The sequence below is a fragment of the Dactylosporangium cerinum genome (assembly GCF_042653625.1).
GTDB classification, from domain to species: Bacteria; Actinomycetota; Actinomycetes; order Mycobacteriales; family Micromonosporaceae; genus Dactylosporangium; species Dactylosporangium cerinum.
On the sequence record NZ_JBHSIU010000019.1, the window covers coordinates 333,654 to 359,698 of the forward strand.

At 72.8% G+C, this 26,045-nt stretch carries 26 protein-coding genes and 1 tRNA gene; 13 read left to right on the forward strand and 14 right to left on the reverse strand.

The features are described from left to right. The first annotated feature begins 61 nt into the window (after positions 1 to 61). Positions 62 to 137, forward strand: a tRNA-Gly gene (locus ACFPIJ_RS19350). 12 nt (positions 138 to 149) lie between these two features. Here the strand turns inward: ACFPIJ_RS19350 and ACFPIJ_RS19355 are convergent. Beyond that, positions 150 to 1,856: a CehA/McbA family metallohydrolase domain-containing protein gene (locus ACFPIJ_RS19355; protein WP_380116537.1), complete on the reverse strand. Its 1,707-nt coding sequence runs from the start codon at positions 1,854 to 1,856 to the stop codon at positions 150 to 152. A 107-nt stretch (positions 1,857 to 1,963) separates the two neighbouring features. On the opposite strand from ACFPIJ_RS19355, the gene ACFPIJ_RS19360 reads away from it, so the two are divergent. Continuing rightward, positions 1,964 to 4,465 carry an ATP-binding protein gene (locus tag ACFPIJ_RS19360; protein ID WP_380116538.1) on the forward strand — a complete coding sequence of 834 codons (2,502 nt, stop codon included), beginning with the start codon at positions 1,964 to 1,966 and terminating at the stop codon, positions 4,463 to 4,465. Here the strand turns inward: ACFPIJ_RS19360 and ACFPIJ_RS19365 are convergent, their stop codons facing one another. Both ACFPIJ_RS19365 and ACFPIJ_RS19370 read right to left on the reverse strand, forming a co-directional pair. Further along, the gene (locus ACFPIJ_RS19365; protein ID WP_380116539.1) at positions 4,466 to 5,203 is read right to left on the reverse strand and encodes a YaaA family protein; all 738 of its coding nucleotides are present in this window, start codon (positions 5,201 to 5,203) and stop codon (positions 4,466 to 4,468) included. 36 nt (positions 5,204 to 5,239) lie between these two features. Beyond that, positions 5,240 to 6,127: a sigma-70 family RNA polymerase sigma factor gene (locus ACFPIJ_RS19370; RefSeq protein WP_380116540.1), complete on the reverse strand. Its 888-nt coding sequence runs from the start codon at positions 6,125 to 6,127 to the stop codon at positions 5,240 to 5,242. A gap of 200 nt (positions 6,128 to 6,327) precedes the next feature. Here ACFPIJ_RS19370 and ACFPIJ_RS19375 point away from each other — a divergent pair, with 200 nt between their 5' ends. Together ACFPIJ_RS19375 and ACFPIJ_RS19380 are read left to right on the forward strand one after the other, a co-directional pair. Then, on the forward strand, positions 6,328 to 8,046 hold the full coding sequence (locus ACFPIJ_RS19375; protein ID WP_380116541.1) for a RecQ family ATP-dependent DNA helicase: 1,719 nt from the start codon (positions 6,328 to 6,330) through the stop codon (positions 8,044 to 8,046). A 73-nt stretch (positions 8,047 to 8,119) separates the two neighbouring features. Next, positions 8,120 to 8,536 (forward strand): nitroreductase/quinone reductase family protein, encoded by a 417-nt coding sequence (locus tag ACFPIJ_RS19380; protein ID WP_380116542.1) that lies wholly within the window; start codon positions 8,120 to 8,122, stop codon positions 8,534 to 8,536. Here ACFPIJ_RS19380 and ACFPIJ_RS19385 read toward each other — a convergent pair. Beyond that, complete coding sequence (locus tag ACFPIJ_RS19385) at positions 8,523 to 9,032, reverse strand: DUF6980 family protein (RefSeq protein ID WP_380116543.1); 510 nt, start codon at positions 9,030 to 9,032, stop codon at positions 8,523 to 8,525. The genes ACFPIJ_RS19380 and ACFPIJ_RS19385 overlap by 14 nt on opposite strands. Positions 9,033 to 9,079: 47 nt before the next feature. Between ACFPIJ_RS19385 and ACFPIJ_RS19390 the strand changes: the two genes are divergently transcribed. Then, positions 9,080 to 9,490: a hypothetical protein gene (locus tag ACFPIJ_RS19390; protein ID WP_380116544.1), complete on the forward strand. Its 411-nt coding sequence runs from the start codon at positions 9,080 to 9,082 to the stop codon at positions 9,488 to 9,490. 53 nt (positions 9,491 to 9,543) lie between these two features. Here ACFPIJ_RS19390 and ACFPIJ_RS19395 read toward each other — a convergent pair whose 3' ends face one another. Further along, positions 9,544 to 10,479: an ArsR/SmtB family transcription factor gene (locus ACFPIJ_RS19395; RefSeq protein ID WP_380116545.1), complete on the reverse strand. Its 936-nt coding sequence runs from the start codon at positions 10,477 to 10,479 to the stop codon at positions 9,544 to 9,546. A 54-nt stretch (positions 10,480 to 10,533) separates the two neighbouring features. Between ACFPIJ_RS19395 and ACFPIJ_RS19400 the strand changes: the two genes are divergently transcribed. Further along, positions 10,534 to 11,328: an isocitrate lyase/PEP mutase family protein gene (locus tag ACFPIJ_RS19400; RefSeq protein WP_380116546.1), complete on the forward strand. Its 795-nt coding sequence runs from the start codon at positions 10,534 to 10,536 to the stop codon at positions 11,326 to 11,328. A 3-nt stretch (positions 11,329 to 11,331) separates the two neighbouring features. Here ACFPIJ_RS19400 and ACFPIJ_RS19405 read toward each other — a convergent pair whose 3' ends face one another. Then, positions 11,332 to 12,459, reverse strand: a complete 1,128-nt coding sequence (locus ACFPIJ_RS19405; protein ID WP_380116547.1) for a geranylgeranyl reductase family protein — start codon at positions 12,457 to 12,459, stop codon at positions 11,332 to 11,334. Positions 12,460 to 12,554: 95 nt separating this feature from the next. On the opposite strand from ACFPIJ_RS19405, the gene ACFPIJ_RS19410 reads away from it, so the two are divergent. From ACFPIJ_RS19410 to ACFPIJ_RS19420, 3 genes are all read left to right on the forward strand, one after another. After that, entirely contained in the window at positions 12,555 to 13,043 is a 489-nt protein-coding gene (locus tag ACFPIJ_RS19410; protein ID WP_380116548.1) for a beta-class carbonic anhydrase, read from the forward strand. Positions 13,044 to 13,048: 5 nt separating this feature from the next. Then, positions 13,049 to 13,813, forward strand: coding sequence for an SDR family NAD(P)-dependent oxidoreductase (locus ACFPIJ_RS19415; RefSeq protein ID WP_380116549.1), 765 nt, complete (start codon positions 13,049 to 13,051; stop codon positions 13,811 to 13,813). A 109-nt stretch (positions 13,814 to 13,922) separates the two neighbouring features. Further along, complete coding sequence (locus ACFPIJ_RS19420; RefSeq protein ID WP_380116550.1) at positions 13,923 to 14,507, forward strand: hypothetical protein; 585 nt, start codon at positions 13,923 to 13,925, stop codon at positions 14,505 to 14,507. 71 nt (positions 14,508 to 14,578) lie between these two features. Here ACFPIJ_RS19420 and ACFPIJ_RS19425 read toward each other — a convergent pair whose 3' ends face one another. Continuing rightward, positions 14,579 to 15,019 carry a hypothetical protein gene (locus ACFPIJ_RS19425; protein ID WP_380116551.1) on the reverse strand — a complete coding sequence of 147 codons (441 nt, stop codon included), beginning with the start codon at positions 15,017 to 15,019 and terminating at the stop codon, positions 14,579 to 14,581. Between the two features lie 485 nt (positions 15,020 to 15,504). Here ACFPIJ_RS19425 and ACFPIJ_RS19430 point away from each other — a divergent pair, with 485 nt between their 5' ends. From ACFPIJ_RS19430 to ACFPIJ_RS19440, 3 genes are all read left to right on the forward strand, one after another. After that, on the forward strand, positions 15,505 to 16,392 hold the full coding sequence (locus ACFPIJ_RS19430) for an arginase family protein (protein ID WP_380116552.1): 888 nt from the start codon (positions 15,505 to 15,507) through the stop codon (positions 16,390 to 16,392). A gap of 31 nt (positions 16,393 to 16,423) precedes the next feature. Further along, on the forward strand, positions 16,424 to 17,047 hold the full coding sequence (locus tag ACFPIJ_RS19435; RefSeq protein ID WP_380116553.1) for a hypothetical protein: 624 nt from the start codon (positions 16,424 to 16,426) through the stop codon (positions 17,045 to 17,047). 143 nt (positions 17,048 to 17,190) lie between these two features. After that, positions 17,191 to 18,576: a diguanylate cyclase domain-containing protein gene (locus ACFPIJ_RS19440; protein WP_380116554.1), complete on the forward strand. Its 1,386-nt coding sequence runs from the start codon at positions 17,191 to 17,193 to the stop codon at positions 18,574 to 18,576. A 68-nt stretch (positions 18,577 to 18,644) separates the two neighbouring features. Here the strand turns inward: ACFPIJ_RS19440 and ACFPIJ_RS19445 are convergent, their stop codons facing one another. From ACFPIJ_RS19445 to ACFPIJ_RS19455, 3 genes are all read right to left on the reverse strand, one after another. Continuing rightward, positions 18,645 to 19,091, reverse strand: a complete 447-nt coding sequence (locus ACFPIJ_RS19445; RefSeq protein ID WP_380116555.1) for an SRPBCC family protein — start codon at positions 19,089 to 19,091, stop codon at positions 18,645 to 18,647. An 80-nt stretch (positions 19,092 to 19,171) separates the two neighbouring features. Continuing rightward, the gene (locus tag ACFPIJ_RS19450; protein ID WP_380116556.1) at positions 19,172 to 19,909 is read right to left on the reverse strand and encodes an SRPBCC family protein; all 738 of its coding nucleotides are present in this window, start codon (positions 19,907 to 19,909) and stop codon (positions 19,172 to 19,174) included. A gap of 1 nt (position 19,910) precedes the next feature. Further along, on the reverse strand, positions 19,911 to 20,582 hold the full coding sequence (locus ACFPIJ_RS19455) for an ArsR/SmtB family transcription factor (protein WP_380116557.1): 672 nt from the start codon (positions 20,580 to 20,582) through the stop codon (positions 19,911 to 19,913). 76 nt (positions 20,583 to 20,658) lie between these two features. Between ACFPIJ_RS19455 and ACFPIJ_RS19460 the strand changes: the two genes are divergently transcribed. Further along, the gene (locus ACFPIJ_RS19460) at positions 20,659 to 21,804 is read left to right on the forward strand and encodes a low temperature requirement protein A (protein ID WP_380116558.1); all 1,146 of its coding nucleotides are present in this window, start codon (positions 20,659 to 20,661) and stop codon (positions 21,802 to 21,804) included. Positions 21,805 to 22,531: 727 nt separating this feature from the next. Here the strand turns inward: ACFPIJ_RS19460 and ACFPIJ_RS19465 are convergent. Genes ACFPIJ_RS19465 through ACFPIJ_RS19480 form a run of 4 tightly spaced genes read right to left on the reverse strand, consistent with a single transcriptional unit; the run spans position 22,532 to position 25,945 of the window. Continuing rightward, positions 22,532 to 23,179: a response regulator gene (locus ACFPIJ_RS19465; protein WP_380116559.1), complete on the reverse strand. Its 648-nt coding sequence runs from the start codon at positions 23,177 to 23,179 to the stop codon at positions 22,532 to 22,534. Next, positions 23,176 to 24,339: a sensor histidine kinase gene (locus ACFPIJ_RS19470; protein WP_380116561.1), complete on the reverse strand. Its 1,164-nt coding sequence runs from the start codon at positions 24,337 to 24,339 to the stop codon at positions 23,176 to 23,178. The genes ACFPIJ_RS19465 and ACFPIJ_RS19470 overlap by 4 nt, the downstream gene beginning before the upstream one ends. Continuing rightward, complete coding sequence (locus ACFPIJ_RS19475) at positions 24,324 to 25,121, reverse strand: ABC transporter permease (RefSeq protein ID WP_380116562.1); 798 nt, start codon at positions 25,119 to 25,121, stop codon at positions 24,324 to 24,326. Before ACFPIJ_RS19475 ends, ACFPIJ_RS19470 begins: the two co-directional genes overlap by 16 nt. Beyond that, positions 25,118 to 25,945 (reverse strand): ABC transporter ATP-binding protein, encoded by an 828-nt coding sequence (locus ACFPIJ_RS19480; RefSeq protein ID WP_380116563.1) that lies wholly within the window; start codon positions 25,943 to 25,945, stop codon positions 25,118 to 25,120. Before ACFPIJ_RS19480 ends, ACFPIJ_RS19475 begins: the two co-directional genes overlap by 4 nt. Between the last annotated feature and the right edge of the window lie 100 nt (positions 25,946 to 26,045).

The following is a 26,045-nucleotide window of genomic DNA, read 5'->3' on the forward strand; positions in this document are numbered from 1 at the left end:
ACGATGCGCTACAGTCGAACCGCACCAAGGAGAACGGCACCAAGGAACAGCACTAAGCAACGCGGACGTAGCGCAGCTGGTAGCGCATCACCTTGCCAAGGTGAGGGTCGCGAGTTCGAATCTCGTCGTCCGCTCCAAGAAACGCACAGTCACACGAAGTAGGGCAGCGCTCTACGACGGGCCGCCGGGATCGGCGTTGCAGGCGCCTTCGCGAGCAGCCACAGCGGGTTCGACACCCCCGCCACCGTCTTGTCCTTCAGGCGCACCTGCGACCGCACATAGCTGCCCGGTGTGACCGTCGTCCGTGCAGACCCGGTCTTCACGGGCACCACCGACGTGGACGGCTGCAGGCCGGTGCCCAGCTTGCCGGTGACGATCTCCAGGGTCGCACCCTTCGGCAGTTTGGTCGCGGACACGTCGACCGCCACCGGCGCCGAGCCGACCAGGACCGCGCCCATGTAGGAGACGTCGCGGACGCGCAGGTCCATGGCGCCGCGGTACGAGGTCAGGTCCGTGAACCAGGCGGCGCCCGCCGACAGCGCCCGCAGCAGGTCCGCGCGGCTCTTCGACGGCGACCACACGTGGCTGACGAAGTGCTCCTCGTTCGCGGCCCAGTCGGTCGCGTCGTGGTCGTCGCTGGAGCCCAGGGCGGTGAAGAACACGCCGTTGCGGGCGGCGACGTCGTACACCCACAGCAGGTCCTCCAGGGGATCCCGGCCGATCTCGACGAGGTCGACGCCCAGGGCGCCCTGCGTCACGACCAGTTTCGCCAGCTCGTCGCGTTTCGCCACGTCCATCGGGTGGTTCCAGCAGACGAGACCGCCGTGCGCGTGCAGCCAGCGGACCATGGACGCGGTCAGCGCGGCGTCGTTGTCGCGCACCGGCGGGCTCGGAAACGCGGGCAGCGTCAGGTCGCCGCCGAACCAGTTCAGGTGCCGCACCATCGACACCTCGAGGGCCCGATACTGCGTCACGTCCGGATACCGAAGAGCGACCGCGTCGATCACCGAGGCGCGCAGCTGCTCGCCGGCCTGGCCCGCGCGGCGGCTCCGGTCGAACGTCAGCCGGTCGGCGACGAACCGGCCCTGCCGGGCCTCCAGGGCGAGCCCGGTCAGCGCGTTGTCGCCGGCGACGATGTCGGGCCACAGCTTGGCGATGTCGCCGCGGAGCACGAAGGTGAACCGCTGCCACCCGCCCGACCGAACGGGCAGCCGGACCGTGCCCTGTGCTCCGTCGGCCCTGTGCGTGACCTTGTCGACGTTGCCCATCTGGTACGCGACGCGCAGGATCCCCTTCCCCGGCTGGTTGGACAGCTGCAGGTCCAGGGTGAGGGCCCCGCCGCTGCCGATCTGCTCGGGCAGCACGTCCAGGGTCAGTGTGGTGTCGGCGACGCAGGCGTTCGCCATCGCGTTCCACGCCACGCCCTCGAAGCGGACCGCGCCGGCGCCGGTGGCGGTGAGCCGCAGCGCCTTGCCGGTGCCGTCGTGCGGCGAGTGCGGGGACGCGACGAAGTCGGCGCCGTGGCTGCCCGGTTTGCCCACGACGTGCTGCTTCCACGTCCAGGCCAGCCCGTGCTCGGGTTCGGCGGCGCCGTCGAAGTGCACGGCCTGCCGGTGCCCGGACGCCGCGATGCGGAAGTCGTGGTCGGTGAACCAGACCACGTCGACCTTGTACCGGCGGGCCTGGTCCAGGTGCGCGGCGTAGCTGGCCACGCCCTCACTGAACGGCCCGTGGATGTGCGTCGCCATACTGACCGGCCGGAGGACCGGAGCCGCCGCCGCCGCCGGAAGCGCAGCCGCCGCCGGAACAGCGGCGGCCGCGAGCAGCACGCCACGCCGGGAAACCCCCGTATCCACCCTCCGACCTTGCCCGCTTTGTCCCGCGTACCGCAGCGGAACAGCGAAAACGCAACGTTGTACGGCGCTCCGCCTCCCCCGTTGCCGAGCCGGAGCGCCGTCCACACGTGGTGCCGATCGTCCGGCGCGCCCGCGGATACGTGCTGGACGTCGACCCGGACGTGGTCGACCTGCACCGGTTCCGCCGGCTCGCGGCCACGGCACCCCGCGCGGCGCTGGACCTGTGGCACGGCACGCCCCTCGCCGACGTGGAGGGCGTCTGGGCGGCGGCGACCCGCACGCACTGGCGGCAGGAGCAGCGCGACGCGACGGTCGCCTGGGCCGACGACGAGTTGCGGCGCGGGCGGGCCCCGGCGGTCGTCGCCGCGCACCCCCTCGCGGAGCAGCCGGTGGAGCGGCTGATGCGGGCGCTGCAGGCCGAGCGGCGTTACGCGGAGGCCCTCGACGTGTACGCCCAGCTGCGCGAACGGCTCGCCGCGGTGCTCGGCGCCAGCCCGGCACCGTCCCTGCAGGCGCTGCACCGCTCGATCCTGCTCGGGGAGACTCCTCCGGCGCAGCCGGCGCCACAGGTCGCCGGCAATGACGGCAGGGCGCCATCGGTACCGGCGCAACTGCCGCTGGATGTGCGCGGGTTCGCCGGGCGGTCGGCGACGATCGCGGAGTTGGACGCGCTCGCCGACGGCACCGGCGTGACCAGCACGGCCGTGGTGATCTCGGCGCTGTCCGGGACCGCCGGGGTCGGCAAGACCGCCCTGGCGGTGCACTGGGCGCACCGGGCCGCGCGCCGGTTCCCCGACGGCCAGTTGTACGTCAACCTGCGCGGGTTCGGCCCGCCCGGTGCGGTGGCCGGCGCCGACGAGGCGATGCGGGTCCTGCTCGACGGGCTCGGGGTGCCCGCCGAGCGGGTGCCGGCCGGGCTCGACGCGCAGGCGGCGCTGTACCGCAGCGCCATCGCCGGCCGGCGGATGCTGATCCTCGTCGACAACGCCCGCGACGCCGGGCAGGTCCGGCCGTTGCTGCCGGGGGCGCCCGGCTGCCTGGTCCTGGTGACCAGCCGGGACAGCCTCACCGGCCTGGTCGCCGGCGAGGGGGCGGTGCCGCTGCCGCTCGACCTGCTCAGCCGCAGCGAGGCCCGCGAGCTGCTGGCCGGGCGGCTCGGCGCGGACCGGGTGGCCCGCGAGCCGGAGGCGGTCGAGGAGATCGTCGACCGGTGCGCCCGGCTGCCGCTCGCCCTCGCCATCGCCGCCGCCCGGGTCGCCACCGACCCGCGGCGGGCCCTCGGCGACGTCGCCCGCGAGCTCGCCGACGCCGAGCACCGGCTCGACCCGTTCGCCGGGACCGACGCCATGACCGACGTGCGGGCCGTGTTCTCGTGGTCCTACCACCGGCTGAGCCCGGCGGCGGCGCGGATGTTCCGCCTGCTCGGGCTGCACCCCGGCGACGACGTCACAGCACCGGCCGCGGCCAGCCTGACCGGCACGCCGCAGCAGCGGGCCGCGGCGGTCCTGGCCGAGCTCGCCGAGGTGCACCTGCTCACCGAGGCGCAGACCGGCCGGTACGGCTTCCACGACCTGCTGCGGGCCTTCGCCCAGGAGCAGGCGGCCGGCGACCCGGGCGCGCCCGCGGCGCTGCGCCGGCTGGCCGACCATTACCTGCACAGCGCCGCCGACGCCGCGTCGCAGCTGGATCCGTTCCGCGGGCGGGTGCCGCTACCGCCGGTCGCGCCCGGCACGGTGCCGGAGACGTTCACCGGTCAGGACGAGGCCCTAGCCTGGTTCGCCGCCGAGTACCGCGCGCTCATGGCCGCCGTGTCCCTGACCGCCGGTTCCGACGACCCGGGGCTCGCCCTGCATCCGGCCCGGCTGGCCCGCTCGCTGATCGACTTCCAGCAACGCACCGGGCGCTGGGGCGACGAGTTCGCCGCGCACGACGCCGCGGCGCGGGCCGCCCGGCAGCGCGACGACCGGCTCGGTGAGGCGTATGCGGAGCACGGGATCGCCCGGGCGAACGGGTATCTCGGCCGGCCCGACGCGGCCCGCGACGCGGGGTTGCGGGCCGCCGGGCTGTACCGCGACGCCGGGCTGCCGGTCGCCGAGGCCGACGCGCACAGCAGCATCGCCACCGCGATGCTCGCCGCGCGCCGCCTCCCCGAGGCGCTCGAGCACGCCGGGCGGCTGGTCGAGCTCGCCACGGCGCACGGCGGGGCGGTCGACCGGGCGCAGGGGCTCAACACGTACGGCTACACCCTCGCGCTGCTCGGCCGGTTCGACGAGGCGCTCGGCCCCCTCGAGCAGGCCCTGGACCTGCAGCACGCGTCCAGCGACGGGCACGGCGCCGCGTACACCCTCGACAGCATCGCGCTGGTCTGCCTGAACCTGGGCCGGCTCGACGAGGCGGCCGGGCACTACCGGCGCTCGGTGGAGCTGTTCGACCTGGCCGGCGACCGCTTCGGCAAGGTCTTCCCGCTGTGCGGCCTCGGTGACCTGTTCGTCGCGCGCGGCGACCGCGACGCGGCCCGGGAGACGTATGCACAGGCGCTGCGGATCAGCCGCGAGATGGACGCCAACCCCCGCACGGCGGAGCTGGAGGACCGCCTCAGCAACCTGTGACTACAGCGCCGCGACGTGGATGTCGAGCTCGGCAGGCCGGCGCGCCCGGACGTCGTAGCCGAGGTCTCGGACGGCGGCGGCGAGCGCGGCCGGGGTGCGGGGGCGGGCGCCGGCGAGCAGCAGCGCGCGCACCAGGCGGCCCTTGGTGGCCTTGTTGAAGTGGCTGACGACCTTGCCGCCGTGCAGGACGCGGACGCTGACGGCGTTGCGGGGGGTCCACATCCCGGTGTACGCCGAGGACCGCAGGTCCAGCACGAGCGAGTCGCCGGCCAGCTCGTCGAGGACCGGGGGCAGCGCCGAGCGCCAGTGCGCGGTGAGGGCGCCGGCGGTGGGCAGCCGCACGCCGATCGAGCAGCGATACGGCGGGACCCGGTCGGCGGGGCGCAGCGCACCCCACAGGCCGGAGAAGATCAGCAGCTGCCGGCGGGCGCGGGCGAGCGCCGGGCCGGTCAGCGACGCCAGGTCGAGCGCGTCGTAGAGGACACCGGTGTACAGCGCGGCGGCCGGCACGGCCGGGGCGGTGCGCAGGTGCCCGTTGCGGGCCGCCTCGTCTGCCAGGCCCGGGGTCAGTCCGAGCGTCGCGAGGGCGAGCTCCGGGTCGCCGCTGAGCTTCACCAGGTCGTCGATGACCGCGGCGCGGGCGGCGGACAGCGCCGGCAGGCCGAGACGGTCGAGGTCCAGGGGCGCGCCGCGGCGCGGGGCGGCCTTCCCCTCGGACGGTGGCAGCAGGATCAGCACCGCCCGAGGGTACAAGGGACTGTTGCGACAGAGCCCTCAGGCGTGCCGGCCGGCCTGCAGGAACGGCATGCCGTGGTGGTTCGTCTGCGCCAGGCGGCTGTTGAGGTTGCCGGCGTTGGCGATCTTGTCGTGGTACGCCTCGCGACGGCGGGCCACGCAGCCCGTCGGCTTGTCGCTGATCGAGACGAGATCCGGGTCGAGGTGCGTGTTGAGGCCGTCGCGCAGCAGCATGAGCGCCTCGGCGCGCAGCTGGGAGACCCGTGACTCGGTGACGCCGAGGTCGTGGGCGATCTCCATCATGGGGCGCTCCTGGAAGAAGTACCCCTTGACGACCTTGCCGAGGCGTTCGGGGAGCGCCTCGACGGCGTTGTGCAGATAGCCGATCCGTTCGCGGTGCAGGATCAGGTCCTCCGGGCCGGCGGCCCGCTCCGGCACCATGTCCTCGGCGCTGCCGGCCGCAAACCCCTGCAGCGACAGCACCGCGGCCCGCTGCACGTCGTCGTCGATCGACTGGAGCTCGTCGACGCTGACGCCCAGCGCCTCGGCCAGCTCATGGTTGGTCGGGGTGCGTCCGAGCGCCGCGGTCAGTTCCTGTTGCATCGCGTCGGCCTGCCTGGCCCTGGCCCGCACCGACCGGCTCGCCCAGTCCAGCCCGCGCAGCTCGTCGAGGATCGCGCCCCGGATGCGGGTCGTGGCGAAGCTGCCGAACGGGATGCCCCGGCTCGGGTCGAACGCCTTCGCGGCGCCGGCCAGGGCCGCCATGCCGGCGGAGACCAGGTCTTCGCGGCTGACGTGGGCGGGTAGGCGTCCGAGCGTCTGGCGCACCAGATGCCCGACGAGCGGCAGGTGCTCGCGGATCAGATCCTCGAGCTCGCGGCCTTCCAACTGGACCTTGAGCGTGGCACCCTCAAGGGTCGCTGTCATCGGTTCCCCCTCGTGTCTGTGGTGAACCCCGTGCAGGCGGTCCACCTGCTGACACGAAGAACTTTCGACTACGAAGGGTGCTGGCGCCGTCACTTTCGGGTGCCTTTTGGTTGCGAGACGGTGAGACTGCTCAGATTCGGCGTGTCGAAGAAACTCGCTCAGCGCGCCGTGGCATTCGAACACCGGTACAGTCGCCCGCGATGAATCTTGTACCGCTCGCACCCCGCCTACGCCGCGCCGCCCGCCAGCACTTCGGCTGGGAACAGCTGCGCGCAGGACAGCTTCCGCCGATGCGCGCCCTGCTCAAGCGGCGGGACGCCCTCGTGGTGTTACCCACCGGCGGCGGAAAGTCCGCCATCTACCAGGTCCCGGCGATGCTGCTGCCCGGACCCACTGTCGTCATCTCACCACTCCTCGCGCTGCAGCAGGACCAGATCGCCGGACTGAACCGCCGCCAGGCCGGTCAGGCGGTCCGGATCAGCTCGGCCGAGACCCCGAACCAGCAGAAGGCCGCGCTCGAGGCGCTGCGGGCGGGGACGGCCAGGTTCCTGTTCATCACGCCCGAGCAGCTCGGCAATCCCGCCAGGCTGGCAGAGGTGCGCGACCTCAAGCCGGCCATGGTGGCGGTCGACGAGGCGCACTGCGTCTCCGCCTGGGGCTACGACTTCCGCCCCGACTACCTGCAGCTCGGCCACCTCATCCGGGAGCTCGGCGACGGGCGGCACCGCCCCGTGATCGTGGCACTGACCGCGACGGCGTCGCCGCCCGTCCGCGCGGACATCACCGAGTCCCTCGGGCTGCGTGACCCGTTCACGCACGTCGCCGGCCTCGACCGGGCCAACCTGGAGCTGGCGACGGTGCACTGCACCAGCGACGAGCAGCGCTGGCAGCGGCTGCTCGCCCAGGTGCGGCAGGAGCCGCGGCCCGGGATCGTGTACGCGCCGACGCGGGCCATCGCCGAGCAGTACGCGACCCGGCTCACCGAGCACGGCGTCGAGGCGGTCGCGTTCCACGCCGGGCTCGCGTCCGGTGAGCGGACCCGCCGGTACACCGACTTCATGGCCGACAAGATCCCGGTCATGGTCGCGACCAGCGCCTTCGGCATGGGCGTCGACAAGCCCAACATCCGCTGGGTGCACCACGTGGCGCTGCCCGACTCCCCCGACAGCTACCTGCAGGAGATCGGCCGCGCCGGCCGGGACGGCGAACCGTCGCGCACGGTGCTGTTCTTCCGGCCCGAGGACGTGTCCCTGCAACGGTTCTTCGCCGCCGGCGCCCCCGACGGCCACGAGCTCACCCAGCTCGCCGCGGCGCTGCGCGAAGGCCCGGTCAGCCGGACCGCCCTCGCCACCCGCAGCGGGCTGCCGGCCCGGAAGGTCACCTCGCTGCTGAGCCTGCTGGAGCAGGTCGGCGCCGTCGAGGTGCTGTCCGGCAACAAGATCGGCACCCCCCGCTACGCGCCCACCCCGGCCGAGGCGTCCCGGCTCGCCCTCGCCCAGTTCGAGCGGCACCAGACGCTGCGGCGATCCAGGATCGACATGATGCGGCAGTACGCGGAGAGCGCCAACTGCCGCGGCAACTCGCTGCTCGCGTACTTCGGCGAACAGGCCGAACGGGCGTGCGGGCACTGCGACAACTGCGCCAACGGCACCGTCGTGGTCGACCCGGTGGTGCCGCACGTGCCGTGGTACCGGCGGATCCTCCGCAGAACCACGGCGACCCTTCCCGCGGACGAGGTCCCGGTCGCCGACCTGGCGCGGCCGTTCCCGGTGTCGAGCGAGGTCCGGCACACCGCCTGGGGCACCGGCACCGTCATGGCCTACGAGCAGGACCGGGTCGTCGTGCTGTTCGAGGAGGTCGGGTACAAGACGCTGTCGGTGCCGATCGTGCAGAAGTCGAAGCTGCTGGAGCCCGTGTGACACCCGTTGCCCGACCGGCGGGCCCGGCGGTGGTCGGCAGGCGCTGCTGCGGGCCACCGCCTAGGCTGTGGGCATGACCGAGCTGCCCGTCGACCAGCGTGAGTACAACCGCAACCTGATCGCCGAGTTCCGCGCCTCCGGGCGGAGGATCGAGAACCGGCCGTTGCTGCTGCTCACCACCGCCGGCCGCCGGAGCGGGCAGCCGCGCACGACGCCGATGATGTACATCCGCGTCGACGACGGCATGTATGTCATCGCCTCGAACGCGGGCGCCGTCAACGACCCGGACTGGTTCCGCAACCTGGTCGCCGAGCCGGCCGTCACCGTGGAGGCGGAGGGCGAGGAGTACGCCGCTATCGCCCGCCCCGTCGCCGATGAGGACCGGCCCGTGCTCTGGACCAGGATCTGTGAGCGCTATCCGTTCTTCACCGACCACCAGAACGGCGTCGAGCGGAAGATCCCCGTGGTCGAGCTGCTCAGACGGGGCTGATCACCTTCTCGGGCGTCACGTGCTCCCGGTTGACGGCCTCCTCGACCAGGTCCCGGGCCCACCAGCCGTCGCCGTGGAACTCCTCCGGGATCTCGTCCTCCCACGGGTCGAGGCCGAGTCCCTCCATCGCGTCGAACCACGCGTCGCGCCGCGACGCCGGCAGGCGCCCGCCGCACCACGGGCAGTACGCGATCACCGTCATCGACGTGCCGCCGTCCCGGACCGGCAGCCCGTACTCGTCGAACTTCGGGTCGTAGACCACGACCACGTCCGGGTTGTCCTCGCCGTCCTCCGACTCGGACAGGGCCAGTTGAGCACGCATGCCGTCGCAGCAATGTTTACGCACGGCAGGCAGTATGGCGGGCCCGTTCTGTCGGGTGTCCGGCAGGAGGACAACTGTCGTTTCGGGGATAGTCCAGGCCCCTGACCACGGTATACGCTCCCGCCACTGGCACGTTCCGGGGATTCGGCGCCACCAGGGCCCTCCTAGTGTCATCACCTGAATCGCAAATCCACACCCCCGCCATACCGAGAGGACCCACCATGAGCGAGTACGACGGCGGCGACACCGGCGCGGACTACGGTCACGTCGAGGCCGGCCAGGAGCACGAGTCGCTCGACCAGCTGCACCAGGTCGACGCCAGCGAGTCCGACTACAACAACCAGTTCAACGTGTACGAGCAGGACCACGCGGCCGCCGAGTCGACCTCGTTCGACCAGGGCCACCACGTCGAGTACACCAACCCGGAGGGCGCGCACTACGAGGAGTCGGACTTCACGTCCTACGACCACTCGGCCGCCGAGTCGGACCACGTCTTCGCCGCCGAGGGCAGCGAGTCGTCGCACCAGGCCGAGTTCTCGCAGCTCGACGCGCTGCAGGCGCAGCTGGACTCCGCGTTCTCGCAGGCCACGGTCATCGACACCGACACCCCGCCGTCGATCGCCGCCGGCTGATCTTTGTGTTGTTCGCCGGCCCACGGACTTGTCCGTGGGCCGGCGAACTGCGTTCAGTGACCCCTTGGCGCACCGAGGAGCGCGTCGGCGACGTCGGTGCGGATGTTGAGCACGGTGCGGCCGTCGCGGTGCGCGGTGACCAGCCCGGCCGCGCGCAGCGCCGCCAGGTGCTGGGAGACACCGCCGGCGGTCAGCCCGGTCCGCGCCGCGAGGGCCGTCGTCGACGCCGGCGCCGACAGCTCGACCAGCAGCCGCGCCCGGGACCTGCCGAGAACCGCGGCGAGTCCGTCCGGCGTGCCGGCGGGCCGCTCCCACAGCGCGCCCGTCCCCCGTGGGGGGTACGCCAACTGGGCGAGCCGCCCCGTCGAAACGGTCAGAATCGACGGCCACACGAACACCGACGGGATCAGGACGAGCCCGCCGCCGTCGGGCACGTCGTCCGCGGTGCACCACCGTTGCGCGACCGACAGCGTGTCGTCGGCCCACCGCACCTGCTCGTGCAGGTCGTTGAGCAGGCCGCCGACGCCGTCCGCGGCGAGGGCCCGGGCCCGGGTGAACACCTCCGCCTCGAGCAGCCGCCGGATCCGCGGCCAGTCGGGGGCCAGTGCCGCGTCGAAGTAGTCGCCGATCTGCGCGGCGAGCCGCTCCAGCAGCCCGTCCGGCGGCGCTGTGCCGTGCCACTGCGCCGCCACCTCCGCGGTCGGGGTGGCGCGCAGCGCGTCCAGCTCCGCCGGCAGGTCCGCGAACAGGCCGGCCGGCGCCGGGGTCAGGAAGTCCGGCACGTACGCCGGTCCCGGCGGCACCATCCGCCACAGCTCGCTCTGCGGCAGCCGGCCGAGCCGGGGCCTGACCCGGCGGACCCACGGCAGGTGGATCGCGTGGGCGCCGGGATCGCGCAGCACGCGGATGCTGGCGATCGTCTCCCACAGCGGCGAGATCGCGAACCGCACCCGGGCGACCCCGCCGGCGGACAGTCCGATGGCGACCATGCAGTCCAGACTAAAACGTTGGAGCGGCACCCGGGGCGCCGGAAGGATGGCGGCATGACCGACGCCACGCTGTTCCGTTCCCTGCACGACCCCGCCGACCCGCTCGTCCTCGTCAACGCGTGGGACGCCGCGTCCGCGCGGATCGTCGCCGCCGCCGGCGCCCGCGCGGTCGCCACCACCTCCGCCGGGGTCGCCTGGACGCTCGGGGTGCCCGACGGTGACGCGCTGACCCGGGACGCGATGCTCGCGCACCTGGCCCGGGTCGTCGCCGCTGTGGACGTCCCGGTGACCGCGGACGTCGAGTCGGGCTTCGGCGCGGACCCGGACGCCGTCGCCGAGACGCTGCGCGGGGTCGCCGCGGCCGGCGCCGTCGGCGTCAACCTGGAGGACACGGTGCGCGGCGACAGCCCCGGGCTGCGCGCCGTCGCCGACCAGGCGGAGCGGATCGCGGCCGCCCGCGCCGCGGCGCCGGACGTCTACATCAACGCGCGCATCGACACCTACCTGCGCGGCGCGAACGACCTCGACGGCACCCTCGCGCGGGCCCGCGCCTACCTGGACGCCGGGGCGAGCGGGATCTTCGTGCCGGGCGTCGTGGACGCGGCCACCATCACCGCGCTCGCCGCCGCGATCCCGGCGCCGCTGAACATCCTCGTCGGGCCGGGCGCACCGTCCGTCGCGGAGCTCGCCAAGCTGGGCGTGGCCCGGGTCAGCCTCGGCTCGTGGGTGGCGGAGGCGGCGTACACGGTCGCCCGGCGCGCCGCGGAGGAGGCGTTCACCGCCGGCACCTACACGAGCCTCGACGGCGCCATCGGATACGGCGACCTCAACGCCCTCATGTCCCGCTAGTTGTTATTGCAGCAGCTTCAGCGCCGTTCTGATCGGCAGGCGCTCCACGGTGCGTTCGAAGGACGTCTCGCCCAGGCAGAAGCGCTCGAACATGCGCCAGCCCGGCGGGGTCCGCAGCATCGCGTGGAAGAGCCCGGGCCGGCGGCTGAATGTGTCCAGCAGCCGCCGCCCGGCCGTCATCGCCGGGGCGAGGGTCCGCTCAACAGCGGTGACGTAGCCGTCGAGGTCGCCGCTCGCCGCCGCCGCGCCGGCGAGGCTGCCGGAGCGCACGGCGAAGCTGATCCCCTCCCGGGTCCACGGCTCGAGCAGACCCGCCGCGTCGCCGGCGACCAGGACCCGGCCGGTCCGCAGCGGCGACGCCGCGGTGCGGCAGCGGGTCAGGTGCCCGGAGTCGTGCACCGGTTCGATGCCGTCCAGGCCGAGCCGGGTGACGAAGTCACGCAGGTACCGTTTCGTGCGCTCGCCCTGGCCCCGGGCGGCGATCACGCCGACGGTGAGGACGTCGTCCTTCGGGAACACCCACGCGTAGGAGCCCGGCAGCGGGCCCCAGTCGATGAGCAGCCGGCCCTTCCAGCGGGCGGCGACGTCGGCGGGCACCGGCAGTTCGACCTCCAGGCCGAGGTCGACCTGGCCGTACTCGACGCCGGCGTGGCGGGCGGTGATCCCGGACGAGCCGTCGGCGCCGATGACCGTGGCGCCGGTGACGGCCGAGCCGTCCGCGAGCCGGACCACGACCCCGTCGCCGGTCTGCTCCAGCGACCGGGCCGTCGTGGACTGGCGCACGACCGCGCCGGCCTTCTCCGCGGCGAGGCGCAGCGCGTCGTCGAACTGCGGCCGGCGCACCATCAGCAGCAGCGGCCGTCGGCCCGCGGACCGGGCGAACGGCCGCCGGCCGTCGTGGGTGAACTCGACCCGCGTGATGTGGTCGTCGGCGGGGATCTCGATCCGGTCCGCGACCGCCTGAACGGTGAACCCGATCAGCCCCCCACCGCAGGTCTTGTACCGGGGATGCACCGCCTTCTCCAGCACGAGCGTCCTCGCCCCGCCGGCCGCCGCCGCGTGCGCCGCCGACAGTCCGGCCGGTCCGCCGCCGACGACGACCACGTCCCACTGCTGCTTGGGTTCACTCACCCGAGCAGCCTAGGAGGTCTGCGTTCACAGGTGAGATTGGCCTCGTGTGATGCAGACGTCATCCGAATGAGTGACCGATCTGTTTCACTGGCGGGATGTCGGCGATCGACCATCTCATCCACGCCAACGAGCAGTACGCGAGCACGTTCCCCGGCCCGCGTCCGCTCCGTCCGCGCCTGCGGCTGGCCGTCATCACCTGTATGGACTCGCGCCTGGACCTCTTCGGCGCGCTCGGCCTGGACATCGGCGACGCGCACCTCATCCGCAACGCCGGCGGCCTGCCGACGGAGGAGGTGCTGCGGTCCCTCGCGATCAGCCAGCGCCGGCTCGGCACCCGCGAGGTCGTCCTGATCCACCACACCGAGTGCGGCATGCAGGGCTTCGACGACGACGAATTCCGCGCGACGCTGTCCGCCGAGACCGGCCGGGCGCCGACCTGGGACGTGCCCGGCTTCAGCGACCTGCACGACACGATGCGTTCCTCGATCGCGACAGTGCGTGAGTGCGCCTGGCTGCCGCACCGCGAGGACGTGCGCGGGTTCATCTTCGACGTCGGCACCGCGAAGATCGAAGAGGTGCACTGAACCCGGTGCGGTCCTTCGTTGTCACGGGCGGCGGCCGGGGTGTCGGCCGCGCGATCGTGACGCGGCTGCTGCGTGACGAAGCCTCCGCCGTCGTCGTGCTCGAGCACGATCCGGCGGCGCTGACCTGGATCGAGGCCGGCCCTCGGCTTGTCGGGCTCGCCGGGGACGCCGGCGACGAGGCGGTCACCGAGCGCGCCGCCGACCTCGCCGAGGCGCGCGGCCCCCTCGCGGGCTGGGTCAACAACGCCGCCGTCTTCCGCGACGCGTGGATCGACACGGTGCCGGCCCGCGAGCTCCTCGCCCTGGTGATGGCGAACCTGGCACCGGCCGTGGCGGGCAGCGCCACCGCCGTGCGCCGCCTCCGCGCGGCCGGCCACGGCGGCGCCATCGTCAACGTCTCCTCCCACCAGGCGCAACGGGCGGTGCGCGGCGCACTGCCGTACGCGACGGCCAAGGCCGCGATCGAGGGCCTGACCCGCGCCCTCGCCGTCGACCACGGCCCGCACGGCATCCGGGTCAACGCCGTCGCCCTAGGATCGATCGGGACCGAACGTTCGGCCTCGTACCTGGCCGCCCGCCCACCGGACGAGGCCGCCCACATCGTGGACCAGCTCGCCCAGCTGCACCCGCTGGGGCGGCCCGGCGGCGCGGACGAGGTCGCCGAGGTGGTCGCGTTCCTGCTCTCCCCGGCGGCGTCGTTCGTCTCCGGGGCGGTGCTGCCGGTCGACGGCGGCCGCGCCGCTCGGGGCGCCGACCCCGAGGCCCGCTGAGCTTTTCCGGTTCGGCCTCCGTGTCCGGGCCCCGCGGGGTAAACAGCGGGGGTTCGCGCGAGGGGCGGCGGGCCGCCACGGACGCCGGTGATGCTGCACGATCGTTCCCATGCGATACGGGGGGCGGCTGAACCGCATCGAGTTCACTGCGCTGATCGACCAGCAGGCGAACCGGATCCGGGCGAGCGCCGCCGCGCTGCCGTTGTACGGGATCGCCGGCTGGACCGGTCCGTGCCGCATCGGCAGCTGGGCCTGGGACGACGACCGGCTCGTGCACGCCGGGCTGACGTTCGGCGACCCCGCGTCAGGCGGCTGGGTCGAGGTCGTCACCACCGCCGGCCCGCCGCTGCCGCTGCTCATCGACATCCGGGTCGCGGCCGTGATGCCGCAGCCGCCCGAGGACCGCAAGACCTACGAACGCAACCTGCGGGCCGCGTCGACACCGGCGCCGCACCGGGTCGGGATCACGGTCGACGGTATCCCGAAGCCGTTCCAGCGCTGGCCGGACCAGCAGGTGCTGCCGTCCCGGAAGGGCTGGCTGGCGGTCCTCGACGAGGTGCCGGGGCTCCTGCTGCGGGTGTCGGACCTGGCACCGGCGGAGATCCGGCTGGCCAGGATCGGCGACCTGGAGCCGCACCTGGTCGGAACCAGGGCGCAGCTGCTCGCCGGCTACGACGCGGACCCTTCCGCCTGAACCCCGGCTGCCGTTCCGTTCCCCGGTCGCCGTTCAGTTCCCCGGTCGCCGTTCAGTTCCCTGGTCCGCGCTCAGTACCGCGAGGCGAGGGCCTGCGCGAAGTTGACCCGCTGCAGTGCCTCGGCGGCGTGCTGCGGGGAGTACACCACCTCCCGCGCCAGGTAATGGAACTGTCCCGACTGCACCGACACGATCATCGGCCCCGACATCGTGTGCGTCTTCGCAGTCAGGAAGAACAGCCCGAACAGCAGGAACAGGCTCAGCCCGCAGGTGAACGGCGCCATGATCACGGCAAGGATCGCGAACGTGACGCCGAGCCCGATCCCCCAGCCCGCCGTCGTCGTCATCGGCACCGGCTGCGAGATCACCATCCACCGGCTGCCATGGATCGGCCAGACCCCGACCGGCGTGTAGATGGCGCGACCGTCGACGCGCACGTCACCGATCTGCACGTCGGGCCCGGTGTAGGCGGGAAGGTCACCGCCGCCGCTGTACGGGATGGGCAACGTCACGTGAGCATTGTGACGCGTCACCCCCCGTTCGCGGGACCCCCATCCGGCGCCGCGGCGTCCTTCACCCGGCCACAGTGCCCCATTCATCCGGCCACGGCACGCTTCACCCAGCCGCGACGCCCTTCTCGCCCGGCCGGAGCGCCCTTTGCCTGGCTGCGGCGCCCCTAGCCCAGCCGCAACGCCCTCGCCTGACTGCAGGCCCCTTCGCCCCCGCCGCCCCTTGCCTGGCCGCCGCGCCCCTTGCCTGGCCGCCGCGTTTTGCCTGGCCGCGGTGCCCGTTCACCGGGCCGCAGTGTGCCCGCGGAACAGCCGGCGCAATGACCGCCACTGGTTCCCGGCGGCACCCGAACCACGTATGACGAGCAATGCCACCGCGATGACCACGGCACACACGACCACCAGCACCGCCCGCACCGCCGCCGCGCTGAACGGCCCGGGCGTCCGGCGCGGGATCGGCGCCGCGTCGGCTGGCTTAGCCTGGTCGGATGCGACCCGTCGCGGTGCTCGACGCACCGTCCAACCTCGGCCTGCGGCCGCCCGCCGACGGCCTGGTCCCCGGCTGCTACAAGCTGGCCGGTGCCCTGCGCGACCAACGGCTCCTGCCCCGCCTGGACGCACGCGACGCCGGTGTCGTGGTGCCGCCCCGATACGACGTGCGCACCTGGCAGCGCGGCGACGGTGTCCTGAACGCCGCCGCGCTCGCCGCCTATACCCGCCGTCTCGCCGACCGCACCACCGCCGTCCTGGACGGCGACGAGTTCCTGCTCCTGCTCGGCGGCGACTGCTCCATCCTCTTCGGCCCGGCTCTCGCCCTGCGCCGCCGCGGCCGCTACGGCATCGCCTACCTCGACGGCTCGATCGACTTCCGGCACACCGGCAACAGCACCAACGTCGGCGCGACCGCCGGCGAGGGCACCGCGATCGTCACCGGCCGCGGCCAGCCCGACATCGCCGACATCGAGGGCCTCGCCCCCTACGTCCGCGACGACGACCTGGTGATCCTCGGCGTCCGCGACTACGACGACGAGCTCACCGAGGTCCGCGACCTGGGCATCGTCGTGCACACCACCCCGGAGATCCTGGCCGCTGGTCCCGCCTCTGTCGGCGAACACGTGGCCCGCCGTCTCAGCGTCCTCGACGGCTACTTCGTGCATCTCGACGCCGACGTGCTCGACCCGGCGGTCATGCCCGCCGCCGACGCCCCCGACCCGGGCGGCCTGGACCACCCGCAACTCGTCGAGCTGCTCCGCCCACTCGTCACGAACCCCGCCTGCGTCGGCCTCCAGGTCACCATCTACGACCCTGACCTCGATCCGGACGGCCGGCACGCCACCGCCCTCACCGACACGATCGTCACAGCCCTGCGCCACTGACCCGGCCCGACCGCCGATCCTCGATCACTCCATGGTGACTGTCCCTCCACGCCGCAGCACCATCACGCCGCAGCACCATTCCGCCGCGCTTCACCGCTGCACCGCGCCGCGCCGGGCCGGGCCGGGCCGGGCCGGGCCGGGCCCGGCCGGGCCGGGCCGGGTCACCGGGCCGCACCGCGCCACGTCGCCACACCGCGCACCACACCACCGCACCGCGCCGCGCCGCAGCGGGCTGCTGCACCACCCACACCGCGCCGCGCCACACCGCGCCACCGCACCGCGCACCACGGCACGCCACCGGCACGCCACCACGCCGCGCCACCGCACCGCACCACGCCGCGCCACCGCACCGCACCACGCCGCGCCACCGCACCGCACCGCGCCACCGCACCGCACCGCGCCGCGCCACCGCACCGCACCGCACCGCGCCACCGCACCGCAGCACCATGCACCACGGCACGCCACCACGCCGCGCCACCGCAGCGGGCCACCGCGCCACCGCGCCACGCACCACGGCACGCCACCACGCCACCACGCCGCACCGCACCGCGGCACGCCGCCGCAGCGGGCCACCGCGCCACCGCGCCGCATTGCGCCACGGCACGACACCATGCCGCGCCGCCGCGCCGGACCACCGCATCCGCGCTTCGCGTGAGCAGCACTGCGCCGTGCTGCCGCACCCGGGCCGGATCCGCATCGGACGGCCGAGCCTGGGGGTAGCGGGGTCTGGCGGGGCACCGGCGGAGATCCGGCCGTGTTCGGCCTTGATTCCGGTGCGCTGCTGCCGAATGGGCTGGTGTGCTGCGGTACGTCCGCGACGGGGTCGAGCCCGTCCTCGTCCTGCTCGTCATCGCCGTGCTGCGGCACGTCGGGATCGGCGGCACCGCGCCCTTCTGGCTGCTGGCGCTGACGCTGCTGCTCGGCATGGCCTACCAGCAGCCCACCGTCCAGCGCCGCCTCGCCGCCGGTGACCTCTCCCGCCGTCTGTGGCCCCGGCTCGCGCTCCACATGCTGATGACCTCGGTCGCCATGTATCTGCTGGGTTGGGGCTCGCTGCTCGCGATGGCCCACTTCCACATCATGTCGATGCATCTGGAGTGGTCCGGCGCTCGGGCGTGGCGCCCCGCCGTCGTGTCCAGCGCGGTCTGCATCGGGCTCGGCCAGCTCGCGATCGTGGCCGGCCTGCACAGCTACCTGCCGCAGCCGGAGGTCCACGGTGTCGCCGCCCTCATCGTCGTCGGGGTCGCCACGACCGGGCGGACCCTCGGTCGGTCCGTCGCCCGGCAGGAACGCGCGGAGGCCGCCCTGCGCAGCAACGCCGACCGATTCCGGGTCCTGGTCCTGGACTCATCCGACATCATCACCGTCAGCACCGCGCAGGGCGACATCACCTATGTCAGCTCCGCCGCCGACCACGTCATCGGCGTGCCCGCGGAGCAGCTCCTCGGGCGTGGCTTCTGGTCCCTCATCCATCCCGACGACGTCGCCGCCGCCCGCGCCCTGCACACCCGGGTCCTCGCCGCCGGCCCCCACGACAGCCAGCGCGGCGAGCTCCGTGTCCGTTCCGCAGGCGGTGAGTGGCGCTGGCGCGAGATCAGCTCCCGGAACCTCCTCGACCACCCGGCGGTCCGCGGCATCGTCGGCCATCACCGTGACATCACCGAACGCCGCGCCGCCCGCGAACGCATCGAATACCAGGCGACCCACGACGCTCTGACCGGGCTCGTCAACGCTCAGACCTTCGTGCCCGCCCTGGAACGCACCTTGGCCGACCGCGCCGACCCTCTCGGCCTGCTCTTTCTCGACCTGGACGGCTTCAAGCAGGTCAACGACACCCTCGGCCACGACGTCGGCGACGATCTGCTCACCGAGATCGGCCACCTGATCCGCTCCGCCACGAACCCGGCCGACGTCGTCGGCAGGCTCGGCGGCGACGAGTTCGGCGTCCTGCTCCCCCACGTCGCTGACCCGGCCGCCGCGCTCGCCGTGGCGCGCCGCATCGTCACCGCCATCGACCGCGACCTGTCCGTCGCCGGCCACCGCGTCCGCGTCGGTTGCAGCATCGGCGTCGCGATGAGCACGCCCGGCGTCGACGCCAAGGATCTGCTCCACCAGGCGGACCTCGCCATGTACGAAACGAAACGCCTCCGCCGCAACGGCTGCCGGCTCTTCGTCGCGGCGTAGCCCGCAGCGTCCCAACTCCTGCGACGGAACTGAGCACAGGAAGGCCGGGACGGCACGGGCGCGGTTCATCACTGCTCCAGGTGCTCTGCGAGCCGGTCGAAGAACTGGCGCCAACCGGCGACGGCATCCTCGGCGCTGGCGGCGTCGGTGCTGGCCCCCTGCTGCCGCATGGTCATCTCGGTGCCGCCGTCACCGGTCGGCTTGAACATCACGCTGACAGTTGCGGCGGTGCCACCGGTCGTGTCGTCAGGGTGGCCAGTCGTCATGACGAGCCGGGCGGGAGCGTCGAGCTCGCGGTAGACGCCGCCGAGCGCGTGCTCATTGCCTGCGTCGTCCAGCATGACGACCCGCCAGGCGCCGCCCGGCCGGGTCTGCATGACGATGCGGTCCTCCGGCGTGGTGAACTCCCGCGGGCCGAACCACCGGCTGAAGCCGGCGGGCGTGGTCCACGCCCGGTAGACCCGTTTCGGCTCCGCGGCGAGCTTGCGGGTGATCGAGTACTCGGCGGTGTGCACGCTGCGCTCCTTGCCAGTGCGGGGGAGCCGGCCCGGTCGCCGGCTCCCCCGGTCTGTCGTCGCCGGCTCCTCCGGCGTGGTCAGGCGTAAGCGGCGGCGAGCCACTCGGACCAGGTCCGTGCCGCCGCCTCCTGGTCGATGTCGGCGAACACGTGATGGCCGGTGAAGAGCATGCCGCCGCCTCCCACGAACCGCAGCAGCGCGTCGTCGGTGCGCACACCCAGGAAGCCGGGCTCCACGACCACGTCCACCACGCCGGCGACGTCCTGTCCCTCGATGGTGAACTGCACCTTGTCGCCCTCAACGACAGGCTCGGTCAGGCCGACCGCGGCGATGACCCCGGCCCACGCCCGCTCCTGGTCGGACTGCTGCGGGCCGAACGCGGTGACCGGAACCGCGGTGCGGCCGGGGAAATGCACCAGATACTGCTCGAGGGTGCGCAGGTAGAGCGGGTTGCCCTTGCGCAGCGCGTCATACTGCTCCTCCCAGTCGCCGGTCAGGATGCCGCTGTGCACCAGCCGCAGCGCGGTGCTCCCGCCGTCGCGGCCTTCGACCAGATACTCGAACGCCATGAACGCGCCGCTCTCGTCGGGCGTGCCCCGGTAGGCAAAACGGTGCGGCGGCTCCCACGCGGTGACCGTCGACTCGGCGGTGAAGCCCGGCATCGTGAGTGACCCGCGACCGCCGACCCGGGGCTCGACCTCGCTCTTGCCCATGAACCATGAGTCGATGCCGGGCCCGGTGGCGATGGCTTCCCAGACCTGCTCGGGCGTTGCCGCGATGTCGATGTCGTGGGTGAGCTCGAATTCGTGCGACATGTCAGGACTCCTTGGTCTCGGGGCGGTGCTGGATTTCGATCTGAACGTCGATGTCGGCGTCGACGGCCGCCGCGTCCATCGGACGCGTGACTTCCGGACGCAGGCTGGGGTGGAGCGCGACGATGACCCGGTGGTCCCGGCCGCCTTCCGCGTGCTCGTCGTGGTAGCGACTGACCAGCGCGGCCACGGCCGCGGTCAGCTCCTGGGCGAACGCGGCCCGGTCGGCGGCCGAGGCGAACCGCACGGTCCCGTCAAGGGCGAAGGTGGCTACTGGCTTGCCCGCCCGGTCCGCCCCGGTGATGAGCGTGCCGACCTCTTTGACGAGGCGGGCCGCGACCGCGAGCAGCCATCGCGCGGACAACCTGTCAGGTGATCTGGCCGGGTCGGGGGCGACGGCCGCGAGCGCCGTCGGTGAGATCACGAACGAGGCGGCGGCGGCCCGCAGCACCCGCTCCGTGACGTTTCCTTTGCGCCGCTCCTCGACCAACTCGACCAGGCCGTGTGCCTCGAGCGTCCTGAGGTGGTAGTTCACCTTCTGCCTGGGCAGGCCGACGATCGCCGCGAGACTGGTCGCCGAATGGGGCTCCACCAGCAACGCCAGCAGCCGCGTCCGGATCGGGTCCAGCGCTACCTCGGCGGCGCTTGACTCCTCGATGACACCCACTTCGAACATGCGAGAACCGTAACTGCTGACAACTTCCTCTGTCAAGACAAGAAAAATTGTCGGTACCCATCGCTACAGTGACCGCGTGACATCCCAGGTGCGGGGACCCCGGGTCTCCACCATCGAGTTGTTCTTCGACCTCGTGTTCGTCTTCACCGTGACCCAGTTCGCCACCGTGCTGGTCAAGCACGTCGACGTGACCCACGCCCTCCGGGTGCTGCTGATGCTCGGCATCATCTGGTGGATGTATGCGGGCTACGCCTGGCTCACCAACGCGGTGGCCCCGAGCAGCACGCTGCGCCGCACGCTGTTGCTCACCGGCATGGCCGGGTTCATGGTCATCGCCCTGTCGATCCCCTTCGCGTTCGACGGTGACGGGTGGGCGTTCGGCGTCGGGTATGTCATCGTCACCGCCGTCCACTCCGCGCTGTTCCTGCAGGCCGACGACAACGCCTCCATCGGTGCCGCAATCGCCGGCCTGGCACCGATCAACGGCACGGCCGCGCTCCTGGTGCTGGTCGGCGGATTCCTCGACGGTCCGTGGCACTACGGGCTGTGGACGGCGGCATTCGCGCTGGTCATCGCCGCGCCGTACCTGCAGCGCAGCATGGGCACCTGGACGATCAACGCGGGACACTTCGCGGAACGGCACGGGCTGGTCGTCATCGTCGCCATCGGCGAGTCGGTGATCGCGATCGGCCTGGCCTTCGAGGGCATGCATCTCGACCCGTCCACGCTCATCGTGGCGCTGCTGGGCCTGTGCATCGCGTACTACCTGTACTGGAACTACTTCTCCGGCGACGAGACGCGTGCCGAACACGCCCTGCACGCCATCACCGACCCCATCCGCAAGGCCCGCGTCGCAGTCCAGGCCTGGGGCTACGCGCACTACCTCCTGATCGCCGGCATCGTGTTCACCGCGGTCGGCGTGAAGTTGTCGGTCGGTCACGCCCTCGAGCCGCTGCACTGGCCGAGCGCCATCGTCCTGAGCGCCGGCGCCGCCACGTTCCTGCTCGGCCACGCCGCGTTCTTATCGATCCTGCAGCTGCCCGGCGCCTGGTATCGCGTGGCAGCCGCGGCCGGTGTCCTGGCGACGATCCCGCTCGGGCACTGGCGGGCCGTCGCTCAGCTCACCGCGATCCTGGTCGTGATGGCGGCCGCGGTCATCGCCAGAGACGTGAAGACCGTCCGCGTCGAGCACACCACCGCCATTCACGACTTCGGCCGCTGACACGTCTGGACCGAGGGCCCCACGCGCCGGACGGCGTTCTTCGCTGCGAAGAAGTGCTCGCCGTGTGCGCCAGGCACATGGGGGCTGCGACCGGCGGCGGGCCCCGGTGAAACCACAATGATCACGGCCGGGTCGAACCTGGTGAGGCCCGGGAGCGGCCTCCCACAGTAGGGCGGCCCAGCGGCCCCGTCGACGCAACAGCCCCGTCGACCCGGCGACGCAACAGCCCCGGAAGACCCGGAAGACCCGGAGACCCCGGAGACCCCGGAGACCCCGGAGACCCCGGAGACCAGGAGACCCCGGAGACCAGGAGACCAGGAGACCAGGAGACCAGGAGACCAGGAGACCAGGAGACCAGGAGACCAGGAGACCAGGAGACCAGGAGACCAGGAGACGCAACAGCCTGGCAGTCCCCGCCAACACGACGCCGCGTGCCCGCCGCCCGATCCGGCACTGCCGATGTCCGGATCGGCCTCGTTGCCCGCTTGCTCTGCGCCGGGAGCGGATCTTCCCCGGTGATCGAAGGACCAGGATGGCTGCCCGGGCGGCCTGCCCGGGCGGCCGGATTCCGTCCATCGATCAAGAACCGAGGGTCGAAGATCGCCGATCGGAACGTGGTACCCACCGGTCCAGTCGCTTTCGCCCGGAGGCGGCCCGTTCCGGTCCAGCGGTCATCGGCCGCAGGCAGTTGCGAGAGCGTGGCGATGCGGCAACGGGCTGGGCGGTGCTACGGGAAGGTCGGTGGGAGGAGGCCGAGGGCCATCGCCGTGGTGACGGCGGCGGTGCGGTCGCTGACGTCGAGCTTGTTGAAGGCGCGCAGCAGGTGGGTCTTCACGGTCGCCTCGGTGATGTGGAGGGTGCGGCCGATGTCGGCGTTGGTGTGGCCGGTGGCGACGAGGGACAGGACCTCCAGCTCGCGGGCCGAAAGGATCGGCGCGGCGGCGGTCGGGCGGGGCGGGTTGCGGACCTGCTGGACGAGGCGGCCGGCGACGGACGGGGCGAGGACCGTCTCGCCGCGGGCGGCGGCGCGGACGGCGGTGGTGAGGTCGGCGCGGGTGGCGTCCTTGAGCAGGTAACCGCTGGCGCCCGCTTCGACGGCGCGGAGGATGTCGGCGTCGGTGTCATAGGTGGTGAGGACGACGACCCGGGTCTGCGGGAGGGCGGCGAGGATGCGGTCGGTGGCGCCGGCGCCGTCGAGGCCGGGCATCCGCAGGTCCATGAGGATGACGTCGGGGCGGTGGGTGTGCGCGGCGGTGACGGCCTCGTCGCCGGAGCCCGCCTCGCCGACGACGGCCAGGTCGGCCTCGGCCTCCAGCATGCCGCGCAGGCCGTCGCGCACGACGGGGTGGTCGTCGACCAGCAGGATGCGGATCATGGCAGCTGGACCGTGACGGTGGTGCCGGCGCCGGGGCGGCTCTTGACGGTGCACAGGCCGCCGGCCTGCTCGACCCGGGAGCGCATGCCGGCGAGGCCGAAGCCGGAGCCGGCACCAGGAACGGCCGCGGCGGGGACGGTGAAGCCGACCCCGTCGTCGGTGACCGTCAGGACGACCGCCGGGCCGGTCATCGCAAGCCGCACGTCCACGGCGGTGGCCCGGGCGTGTCGGCGGACGTTGGTGAGGGCCTCCTGCAGGGAGCGCAGCAACACGACCTGCGCCGCGGTCGGCAGGTCGGCGAGGTGCTGGTCGAGGTGGCAGGCGGTGCGGATGCCGGTCTGCGACGCGAGCCGGGACAGCTGCCGGCGCACGGCGTCGCCGAGGCCGGAGGTGTGCAGGTCGGCGGGGCTGAGCGCGGCGACGAGGGCGCGGGCCTCGGCGAGGTTGTCGCGGGCGGTGCCGACGACCTGCTCGAGGCGGTGGCTGACAACGAGCGGGTCGGTGGCGGCGGAGGCCGCCTGGGCGAGGGTGATGACGCTGGTGAAGCCCTGGGCGAGGGTGTCGTGGATCTCGGCGGCGAGGCGGGCCCGTTCGGTGGCGACGCCGGCCTCGTGGGAGAGGCGGGCGACCTCGGCGCGGCTGGCGGACAGTTCGGCGATCATCGTGGCGCGTTCCTCATTCTGCTCGACGAGGTGGGAGACGAAGGTGCCGAGGAGGAGCGCGAAGGCCAGGCCGAGGACGGTGAGCGGGAGCAGGCCGTGGACGAGCGCCAGGGTGCCGTCGCGCAGGTACGTCATCGGAACGTGCAGGAGGGTGAGGGTGGCGACGATCGCTACCGAGGGGCGGCGGGGCACCGACGCGAAGATCATGGTGCCCCAGGCGAAGAGGGCGAACGACGCGGTGTGGTCGATCCAGACGGCGGTGAGGTGCAGGGCGGCGAGGACGGCGACGAAGATCCAGGCGCCGCGCGGGGTGACGGTGCGGAAGATGTGGCGGCTGCCGTAGAGGAAGTACCAGGCGAGGGCGGCGGCGACGAGGACCGATGAGACGTAGGCGGCACGGGGACCCGGGCCCTCGTCGAAGACCATGAACGCGATGACCGCGCCGGCCACGACGGTGAAGCCCAGGTCCCACTGCCAGCGCTTCACGAACGCGACCACCGGAACGTCACCAGGCTCAGCACGAGTCCGATCACGCACCACGCGCCCAGCACCAGGGCCGTCCTGCCGGGCTCCCATGAGCCTGCCACCTCCTGTGCGGCGAGGGCGTCGGGCAGGAACACCGAGCGGAATCCCTGGCCCATCCACTTGACGGGGAACAGCGCCGAGACATTGATCATCGCCGACGGCAGCGTCGCGATGTGCACGAAGATGCCGGACGTGAACTGCAGGACGAGCACTGGCAGGTTGAGCACCGCCGGGGCGCTGCGGGACGTGCGGGCGAGGGACGAGGCGGCGATGCCCAGCAGGGTACAGGCGATCACCGACAGGACGAGGAGCCAGCCGAGCGTGAACCAGCGCTCACCGGACGAGGGCAGCGGCAGGTCGAACAGGAGCACGCCGACGAGGAGCAGCAACAGCACCTCGAACAGCGCGGCGAAGAAGACCAGCACGATCTTGCCGATGAAGTACGACCCGGCGGTGATCGGTGTGCCGCGCAGGCGCTTCAACGTGCCGTCCTCACGGTCGACGGCGATCCCGACGCCGATGGAGATGAACGCGGTGGAGAGGATGCCGTAGGCGATCATGCCGGCGGCGAAGACCTGGCTGTGCGTGGTTGACGAGCCCGGCGTGACCGGGGTGTTGAAGATGAGCCCGAGCAGGATGGTGAGCAGCGCCGGGAACGCGAACGTGAAGATGATCGCGTCCTTCTGGCGGATCAGCTGCAGGACCTCGACGTAGCCACGGGAGCGGCCGGTCACCAGAACAGAGGGCATGGTCATGACCGGGCTCCGATCAGGTCGAGGTAGACGTCTTCCAGGCTGGGGCGGCGGATCTGCAGGTCGAGCGCGTCTGGCGGCAGCGTGCCCACGACGGTGTTGGGGGTGTCGGTGCGGACCTCGTGCAGTCCGGCCGAGTCCCGCCACGTGACGGTCGCCTGCGCCTGAGCGAGTCCGCCCACAGTGGACGGGGTACCGTCAGCGACCACCCGACCGCCGGCGATGATCGCGAGCCGGTCGGCGAGGGCCGCGGCCTCGTCGAGGTAGTGGGTGGTGAGCAGGATCGTGGTCCCGTCGGCGGCGAGGGAGCGGATCAGCGCCCAGAACTGCCGCCGCGCCTCCGGGTCGAACCCGGTCGTCGGCTCGTCGAGGAAGACCAGCGCGGGGTTGCCGATGATGCCCAGCGCCACGTCGACGCGGCGCCGCTGCCCGCCGGACAGCGTGCGGACCAGGGCGCCGGCCTTCGACGTGAGCCCGACGGAGGCGATCACCTCGTCGGGGTCGCGCGGCGTGGGGTAGAAGCGGGCGTAGTGCCGGACGGTCTCGCGCACCGTGAGGTCGGCCGCGTCGGTGGCGGTCTGCAGCACGATGCCGATCCGTGCGCGCCACCGCCGCCCGGCGAGACCGGGGTCCTCCCCCAGCACCAGCACGTCACCGGAGTCGCGGCGCCGGTGCCCTTCGAGAATCTCGATCGTGGTGCTCTTGCCCGCGCCGTTGGGCCCGAGCAGGGCGAAGATCTCCCCGGCGGCCACGGACAGCGAGATCCCGTCGACGGCTGTGAAGCCCCCGTACGTCTTGCGCAACCCATGCACTTCGATCGGTGTCATGTACCCATCGAAGCCGGTGCACCTGTCACCGCGGGACGACCGGAGGACGGACGACGGTTGTCAACCGGACGGTGGACAGGCGTCGAGCCGGAAGACCTGG

What these genes read in the sequence shown, in the direction of transcription:
- ACFPIJ_RS19370 (WP_380116540.1), bottom strand. Translation starts at nt 6,127, where the DNA reads ATGACAGCGACCCTTGAGGGTGCCACGCTCAAGGTCCAGTTGGAAGGC.
- ACFPIJ_RS19375 (WP_380116541.1), top strand. Translation starts at nt 6,328, where the DNA reads ATGAATCTTGTACCGCTCGCACCCCGCCTACGCCGCGCCGCCCGCCAG.
- ACFPIJ_RS19380 (WP_380116542.1), top strand. Translation starts at nt 8,120, where the DNA reads ATGACCGAGCTGCCCGTCGACCAGCGTGAGTACAACCGCAACCTGATC.
- ACFPIJ_RS19385 (WP_380116543.1), bottom strand. Translation starts at nt 9,032, where the DNA reads ATGACACTAGGAGGGCCCTGGTGGCGCCGAATCCCCGGAACGTGCCAG.
- ACFPIJ_RS19390 (WP_380116544.1), top strand. Translation starts at nt 9,080, where the DNA reads ATGAGCGAGTACGACGGCGGCGACACCGGCGCGGACTACGGTCACGTC.
- ACFPIJ_RS19395 (WP_380116545.1), bottom strand. Translation starts at nt 10,479, where the DNA reads ATGGTCGCCATCGGACTGTCCGCCGGCGGGGTCGCCCGGGTGCGGTTC.
- ACFPIJ_RS19400 (WP_380116546.1), top strand. Translation starts at nt 10,534, where the DNA reads ATGACCGACGCCACGCTGTTCCGTTCCCTGCACGACCCCGCCGACCCG.
- ACFPIJ_RS19410 (WP_380116548.1), top strand. Translation starts at nt 12,555, where the DNA reads ATGTCGGCGATCGACCATCTCATCCACGCCAACGAGCAGTACGCGAGC.
- ACFPIJ_RS19420 (WP_380116550.1), top strand. Translation starts at nt 13,923, where the DNA reads ATGCGATACGGGGGGCGGCTGAACCGCATCGAGTTCACTGCGCTGATC.
- ACFPIJ_RS19430 (WP_380116552.1), top strand. Translation starts at nt 15,505, where the DNA reads ATGCGACCCGTCGCGGTGCTCGACGCACCGTCCAACCTCGGCCTGCGG.
- ACFPIJ_RS19435 (WP_380116553.1), top strand. Translation starts at nt 16,424, where the DNA reads ATGGTGACTGTCCCTCCACGCCGCAGCACCATCACGCCGCAGCACCAT.
- ACFPIJ_RS19450 (WP_380116556.1), bottom strand. Translation starts at nt 19,909, where the DNA reads ATGTCGCACGAATTCGAGCTCACCCACGACATCGACATCGCGGCAACG.
- ACFPIJ_RS19455 (WP_380116557.1), bottom strand. Translation starts at nt 20,582, where the DNA reads ATGTTCGAAGTGGGTGTCATCGAGGAGTCAAGCGCCGCCGAGGTAGCG.
- ACFPIJ_RS19465 (WP_380116559.1), bottom strand. Translation starts at nt 23,179, where the DNA reads ATGATCCGCATCCTGCTGGTCGACGACCACCCCGTCGTGCGCGACGGC.
- ACFPIJ_RS19475 (WP_380116562.1), bottom strand. Translation starts at nt 25,121, where the DNA reads ATGACCATGCCCTCTGTTCTGGTGACCGGCCGCTCCCGTGGCTACGTC.
- ACFPIJ_RS19480 (WP_380116563.1), bottom strand. Translation starts at nt 25,945, where the DNA reads ATGACACCGATCGAAGTGCATGGGTTGCGCAAGACGTACGGGGGCTTC.